6 protein-coding genes are annotated in these 7176 nt (G+C 49.0%); 3 read left to right on the plus strand and 3 right to left on the minus strand.

Annotated elements, in window-relative coordinates; genetic code table 11:
• Positions 1 to 194: 194 nt before the first annotated feature.
• A complete protein-coding gene (locus tag KDK15_RS05585; RefSeq protein ID WP_257294378.1) occupies positions 195 to 356 on the minus strand; it encodes a hypothetical protein in 162 nt (53 codons plus the stop codon).
• A gap of 270 nt (positions 357 to 626) precedes the next feature.
• Here KDK15_RS05585 and KDK15_RS05590 point away from each other — a divergent pair, with 270 nt between their 5' ends.
• A complete protein-coding gene (locus KDK15_RS05590; protein ID WP_257294379.1) occupies positions 627 to 1109 on the plus strand; it encodes a hypothetical protein in 483 nt (160 codons plus the stop codon).
• A 126-nt stretch (positions 1110 to 1235) separates the two neighbouring features.
• Here KDK15_RS05590 and KDK15_RS05595 read toward each other — a convergent pair whose 3' ends face one another.
• Both KDK15_RS05595 and umuD read right to left on the minus strand, forming a co-directional pair.
• Entirely contained in the window at positions 1236 to 2513 is a 1278-nt protein-coding gene (locus tag KDK15_RS05595; protein WP_257294380.1) for a Y-family DNA polymerase, read from the minus strand.
• Complete coding sequence (gene umuD, locus KDK15_RS05600; protein ID WP_257294381.1) at positions 2510 to 2932, minus strand: translesion error-prone DNA polymerase V autoproteolytic subunit; 423 nt, start codon at positions 2930 to 2932, stop codon at positions 2510 to 2512. Before umuD ends, KDK15_RS05595 begins: the two co-directional genes overlap by 4 nt.
• A 212-nt stretch (positions 2933 to 3144) precedes the next feature.
• Here umuD and KDK15_RS05605 point away from each other — a divergent pair, with 212 nt between their 5' ends.
• Together KDK15_RS05605 and KDK15_RS05610 are read left to right on the plus strand one after the other, a co-directional pair.
• On the plus strand, positions 3145 to 6393 hold the full coding sequence (locus tag KDK15_RS05605; RefSeq protein ID WP_257294382.1) for a hypothetical protein: 3249 nt from the start codon (positions 3145 to 3147) through the stop codon (positions 6391 to 6393).
• A gap of 416 nt (positions 6394 to 6809) precedes the next feature.
• A partial coding sequence (locus KDK15_RS05610) for a hypothetical protein (protein WP_257294383.1) occupies positions 6810 to 7176 on the plus strand: 367 nt, incomplete at its 3' end.

Consider the following 7176-nt stretch of genomic DNA (forward strand, 5'->3'; position numbering starts at 1 on the left):
ATCCTCAATTTCTCGCAATCCTCGCTACGGACGCTTAAGTCCGACAGGCTCCTAGAGCAACGTAGGATTAAGGCCCAAATCTTCAGCGCAATAGGGAGTTAGAAAGTTCGATTGGTATTAGTCAACCGGCGCTTCGACTTTCGGGTTCGGCAAGCCCTGATCAAAGGGAAGGCGGCTGCGCCCCTGACCATAAGTCAGTTGTTCGAAGATGAATCACTATCTGATGCGGTTTCCTCTATTGGAAAATCGCCATCTGATAAGCCTCCTTCTGAATCATCATCTGTTAAGGCACCCTCTACGAGTGAATCATCTTCTGAGAAGTTGCCTGAATCATCATCTGGTAAGGTTCTATTCATTTCAGCCAGAGATTCAATGATAGCTCGAAATGTGACACTCCCATTATAGTGATTAATTCATTCTTGAAATAATTATTAAGCAAGCACATCATTCAAGAGTCTTTATCACCAATTCTGGCTGGAGAGTGAAAGTGATGCTATTACAGTAACCACCGACTACATTTATCAGCATGGCTGCTTCCCTGAGTAATCCTTTGCAGGACATTGTCTCCAAATCGACAAGGACTGAATACCATTTATTTCGGTGCCATTTATTTCGGTGAGTGTACTTTGCATACCATGATTAACCGTTTTAAACGTATATTTTCCCGACTGGCGTTTCTCTCCTCTGGTCAGAAGCCCTCATTTGATGGCCCGGGACTCTCCAGGATTATTGCCGATTGGGTTGAGCCATTGCTCAGTAAACACCGGGATAATGCTGAGATCGAAAACATTATAGATCTGACGTCTAATTGCTGGAATATTGGCGCCTGCCCAAGAGATAAACAGGCTGAGCTGTGGAGTCTTCTTATCCAGCCAATCGTCGAAGAACACTTTTATGAACACAGGCATGATCTTCGGGATAAACTAAGGAAACTGATCAAAGTGAGGGAAAAGCTTTATGCCCACGACCCACGCTTCATCCTGGATTTTCGGTTTAAATTTCGCCATTCCCAATTAAGGCTGGATATTTTCAGCACCCGGGACCTGAGCCCGTCTCAGTTTATGGCCGGGCTTGATGCATTAATCCATCAAAGTGAACTCAATGCCTGACTATCAGGCAAGCCAATAACACAGAGATTTGTCCTCTGAACTGCGAGCCTATCAACGGGCAAAAGTTACTAATCTGACTCAGAAGTATGGACAAAGGATGATGCCCCGCACTCGCCTTTACGATCCTCACGTCTGAACCGTCATGATCTCCGGCCATTGAGTCGTATAAGAAGGACTCAGTACCTGCTGGTTCATATGCCATTGCTGCGCCCGAAAGCCTACTGACGCTGGCCGGAGTGTCTGGCTCCCAAAGCGCTGGTTAATGGCATCCAGTACTGTCATCATCCGGGTATTTTCCGGGATTGATGCTGATGTCAGTAAGTCTCCCTGAAATCCTGTACCAGAAAAAAGATCCATCAGGGCAAAGCCAGCCTTTTTATACTCGTAACCTTCCTGAAACAGCACGTCCAAAGCCGGATTTAACTGTTGTAGCCAAACCGAGCTATCACTGGTGGGCGATGGTACCATCAGCTTCAGACTCCGTCCGGCTTGCGGGAGATTGGCCTTAAAGGGATCGGTCCTGATAAAGATGATGGCTTCACGGGAATACTGCTGTTGTTTTCTGAGTTTCTCGCAGGCGCGACAGATAAAGCTGGCCAGTGCGGCGTGAAGTGCCTGCCTGGTGGTGACCCGCTGGCCAAAGCTCCGGGAACACATGATCTGATGCTTATTGGCTGAGCCCCCCGCTTCCCAGGGAATGCAGTACTCCCCCTGAAGTTCACAGACAGTCCGCTCCAACACCACAGAAAACTGTTTCCTGATCCATCGGCGATTGGCGTTTGCCAGTTGTGCAGCTGTATCAATACCTGCCGCCTCCAGCCGTTTTCCTATGCGTCGGCCTACTCCCCATACCTCACCAACCGGGGTGATTGCCATTAACCGCTGCTGACGTAACGGGCTGGTTAAATCCACAACACCACCAGTTGCCGGAAATTTCTTGGCCGCATAGTTAGCAAGCTTGGCGAGTGTTTTGGTGGTTGAGATGCCCACGCCAATGGGCAGCCCCGTCCACTGGAATACCCGCTGTTTCATATCCAACCCTATGGCATGCACGCTTTCCAGCGGGAAACCGGAGAGCTCAACAAAGGCTTCATCGATCGAATACACTTCCAGCTTTGGACTGAACTGTTCCAGCACCGACATAAAGCGAGAGGACATATCGCCATACAGCGCATAGTTGGAGCTTTTCAGTATGATCTCACCACGGCCTACCTGATCCCTGACCTTGAACGCCGGTGTCCCCATGGCAACGCCCAGGGCTTTGAGTTGCGGTGTTCTGGCAACGATACAGCCATCATTATTGCTGAGTACTCCCAGGGCTTTACCAAGCAGGGATGGATTAAAGACCTGCTCGCAGGAACAGTAAAAAGCGTTGGCGTCGCAGAGGGCAATAACGTCCTTCATCGCAAGTGGTGAATAACTTCAGTGACCACGCCCCACACATTGAGCCCTTCTTCAGAGTCCAGTGTAACCGGAGGGTAGTCGGGGTTTTCCGAGTGCAGTTCTGGCTTGCTATGGCAATAGACCAGGCGTTTTACAATCAGCTCACCGTCCAGCAAGGTGAGTATCACATCACCGTCTCCCGGAGTGAGGGAACGATCAATAATAAGAATGTCACCATCAAAGATACCGGCGCCTTCCATGGATCGCCCCTGGGCCCGGGCAAAAAAGGTAGCTGCCGGGTGACGGATTAACAGCTGATCCAGGGAGAGCGTATCTTGCAGGTAGTCAGCCGCCGGGCTGGTGAAGCCACAGGCAGCAGGGCTCTGGTAAAAGGGCAATGTCTCTGGCAAAGGTCGTGGGAGGATCTGGATCGGCTTCATGCCACTCAAACTCATTAACTGTTTATTTATACAGTATAATCATTTAACAGTTAAAAGAAAGCAGGTTTACTTTGGACGCAGGAGAGCAATTCCGCACACTGACTCTGGTCGGCCCGCAATACCGCATACCGCGTACCGCGTACCGCATATCATATAGAGTGGCATGTTTGCTCCTCCGTCTGATACACCATAAATGGAACCTAATAATCATTTTGAGGTCAAACAACGATATTTATAATCCAAGTGTGCAGGATTTTATTCTGAAAGCAACCGCATCAACCTACTCCCGCCCACAGCCTGCCCGCCGGGTTGACCAACAATCCGGTTCAAGCGGGATGCATGGCCGCTCCAGAAGTACATTTAACGGTAAAAGAGTCTCAAACTATCAGTCTTATAGAGGCACAACCACTAACCTGTATGATGGCAAACGTATTGAGGATGCCTTTTGGGAAAAAAAACCATTACAAGGACGTCAAATCACCTCGGCTAGTGTGCTTGCAACTTATAGAAATGACAGAACGTCGCTTAGAGGCGGCTTCTTCCTGCAAAAACTTTGCTTACAGAATATTCTGCATAACGATAGAAAAGTTACCCCGGATCAGGTTATTCAAGAATTCAACCGGGCGCCAGTTCAAAATAATAAATGCCAATTAGCAATAGTGCGGTTCAAAGCGGAATGCTGCCTGAGGGGTCTGCCATTGAAAGGCCAACAGGTCACACCGGATGAGGTGGTTAAGGGTTATCAGACAGCCAGGGCAACACTTGAGCTGGCGCGCTTTAAAGAGGAATGTTGCCGGAGGGACCTGCTGCTGGATGGCCAGCAGGTCACACCGGATGCGGTGGTTAAGAGTTATCAGGCAGCCAGGGCAACACTGGAGCTGGCGCGCTTTAAAGAGAAATATTGCCTGAGGGGCCAGCCGCTGAATGGCCAGCAGGTCACACCAGATGAGGTGGTTAAGGATTATCAGGCAGCCAGGGCAACAATGGAACTGGCACACTTCCAATCGGAATGCTGCCTGAGGGGCTTGCCGTTGAGAGGCCAGAAGGTCTCACCAGATGCGGTGGTTAAGAATTTCCCGGATTGTCCGGTAGGCAAACTGGGGAGAGCGCGCTTGAAAGGGGAATGTTGCCTGAGGGGCTGGCCGTTGAATGGCCAGCAGGTCACACCGGATTCGGTGGTTAAGGATTATCGGGCGATCGGTGCAAAATTGGAGCTGGGTCGCTTTAAAGCGGAATGTTGCCTGAAGGGCCTGGTGTTGAATGGCCAGCAGATTACACCGGATGAAGTGGTCAATGATTACCTGGCAGCCAACGCAACACTGGAACTGGCGCGCTTCAAAGCAGAATGTTGCCTGAGGGGCCTGCTGTTGAACGGCCAGCAGATCACAGCGGATGCGGTGATTAAGGATTTTCCGGATAGTCCGGTAGGCAAACTGGGAATAGCACGCTTCACAGCGGAATGTTGCCTGAGGGACCTGGCGTTGAATGGCCTGAAGGTCACGCCAGATGCAGTGGTTAAGGATTTTCCGGATAGTCCGGCAGGCAAACTGGGGATAGCACACTTCAAAGCGGAATGTTGTTTGCGCGGCCTGGCGTTGAATGGCCAGCAACTCACACCGGATGCAGTGGTTAAGGATTATCAGGCCGCCAGGGCAACACTGGCGCTAGTACGCTTTAAGGAACAATGTTGCCTGAAGGGGCTGCTGTTGAATGGCCAGCAGGTCACACCGGATTCGGTGGTTAAGGATTTTGAGCGCGGTGGTTGGTTGCTTGAAAGAGCTGTGTTTTTTTCTAAGCTGGCATTGCAGGCAAAAGAGTTGAATGGCAACTATCTGGATAACCAGAAAGTATTAGAAGCGTTTAATCAAGTTTCCGGGGATCACTCTTTAAGGCAAACCAGGTTTCTTATTCAAAGGCTTAAACAATCTCATCGGTACGATGAAATTAACGAAGCTCAGAATATCATTCAAAAGGCCTGGCAAATCCTGAACAGCACATCGGTCAAAGATGAGCAACATCAACTGCAATGTGTACTGAAATTCATGGCTATGCAGAATGAATTGACCATTGATCATCAGGGAGTGTCAGCAGAACAGGTATTGCAATCCATCAAAACACTGAGGCGCTCATTCCGGAATTCACGCCTGCATTTCTTCTTCCTGGCACACTGCTATATCACAAAACAGCCTATTGATGGACGAGAAATCCATAAGAATCAGGTGCTGAAGCTCCTTCATAGTTTTCCTGAAGGAAGCAAGCTGCGCCATGCTTTAAGCTGCTGGTTTCAGCAATACAGTCCCCAAGACAATATAATGGATGGGTTACTGTTTCAGGGGAAAAATACCGTTGCCCACGGAACATCGGTAGAGGTATCCGCTGCCAATCCTGGCAAGAAAGGCCCACTTCCTTATCAGGCCAGGGAATACTGGAACAACATAGAAAAAACAGAGAATAGGTGCGCCACTCAGGCCATTCCTGCCATTGCGGCTCCGCCCCTGAAGCAATGGTCAAAAACAGGCGTACCGGGTTTCCCGGACAAACCGGTTCCGCAGTTAACTGCGCTAACGCTGAAAACACTGGAGATTATTCAGGAAATCAATGGTTCTTATCCCGATCCCCCCATTCTGATTACCGGTTCTTACGCCCGTTTTTTACAGAACCTCTGCTCAGAATTTAATGATATTGACATTATCTGTACGACAGAAAAATCGGCCAGAATACTCTTTGAAAAGCTGCGGGCGCTTGACTCCGACAGGGATTCAGACATCCCCAAAAGCATCATCATCTGCCCAATCCCGGGATGTCAGGCGATTAAACTACCAAATGGCTACAATATTCATCTTAAAGACGATGATTTGGGTACCAGAACAATGGAGCTTCAGGTCAGTGTTGACAACAGAGTAATCCATGAAGAGGCAGCACAATTGGCTGTTCAGGTTCCTGGCGTTGAGAAGCCGGTATGGTGTTTGTCGTTCGCTGGAGAAACCAGATTACTGAATGATACGCTGGAATATCTCGCTGATAACCTTGACCCGCTGACAGAACAATTGCAAAAAGGGGCGGTATTTAAATTACCTCGAACCATTCTTTTTAACAACCCCCAAAACACCGGGGAGCGTATTTATGGCTTGCTAATACGCTCTCTACTTACCCTGAATAAAGCCAGGCAGTTTATTGCTCTGCACTCTGAAGGAAACCCCGGAAAACCTGGCTACCAAACCAAACAGCTTGAAGAAGAACATCGACGCCTTAATGTACTTACCGAGAGTTTGCAAATGAAATTGACTGGCCATGTTTGCCGTCATGATTTTGAGCACAGAGTTAACGGCTGGCTATCGACAACCCGGCATGTTAAAAGTTACGAGATCAAGAGGAAGGAATTTATCAAAACACTGCTTGCGATGATGGTACACCCTGAATACGGTGCAGCAAGCTACCACCTTGAACACCAGGGGCGATAGTTACCGATTGAAAGAAAAAAGGTGTACACCGACCGCTGGAGAGCAATCCCAAACATTAACATTGGTCGGCCCGCAATAGAGGGGCATGTTTGCCCCTTCCCATGACACACCACAGTGGAGTGAACCTAATAATCATTTTGAGGTCAAACGGTGATATTTGAAGTCCAAGTCTGCAGGGTTTTATTCTGAAAGCAACCGCATCATCCTACTCCCCCCCAAAGCCTGCTCGCTGGGTTAACCGACAAGCCGGTTCAAGTGGAAATCATAACCGCCCCAGAAGTACATTTAACGGCAAAAAAGTCTCAAACCATCAGTGTCATAGAGATAAAGCCTCCATCCCGGATGAGGGCAAACATCTTGAAGACGCCTTTTGGAAAAATAAACAGTTACAAGAACGTAAAACCACCTCGACTGATGTGCTTAAAGCATATAGAAATGATGGAACATCTCTTAGAAGCGGCTTCTTCCTGCAAAAGCTCTGCTTACAGGACATTTTTCATGACCATAGAAAAGTTACCCCGGATCAGGTCATTCAAGAATTCAACCGGGAGCCAGATCGAAATAATAAGTGCAAATTAGCAATAGCACGCTTCCAGGCGGAATGTTGCCTGAGAGGCCTGGTGTTGGCTGGCCAGCGGGTCACAGCGGATGCGGTGGTTAAGAGCTTCCCGGATAGTCCGGAAGGCAAACTGGGTATAGCGCGCTTTAAGGAACAATGTTGCCTGAAGGGCCTGGCATTGAATGGCCAGCAGGTCACACCGGAGGAGGTGGTTAAGGCTTTCC

Origin of the sequence: Endozoicomonas sp. YOMI1, assembly GCF_024606345.1 — a bacterium.
Taxonomy (GTDB): Bacteria; Pseudomonadota; Gammaproteobacteria; order Pseudomonadales; family Endozoicomonadaceae; genus Endozoicomonas.

Bases quoted from the DNA above. Each gene is read 5' to 3' on its own strand.
- KDK15_RS05595 (WP_257294380.1), bottom strand. From the start codon at position 2,513: ATGAAGGACGTTATTGCCCTCTGCGACGCCAACGCTTTTTACTGTTCC.
- KDK15_RS05585 (WP_257294378.1), bottom strand. From the start codon at position 356: ATGAATAGAACCTTACCAGATGATGATTCAGGCAACTTCTCAGAAGAT.
- umuD (WP_257294381.1), bottom strand. From the start codon at position 2,932: ATGAAGCCGATCCAGATCCTCCCACGACCTTTGCCAGAGACATTGCCC.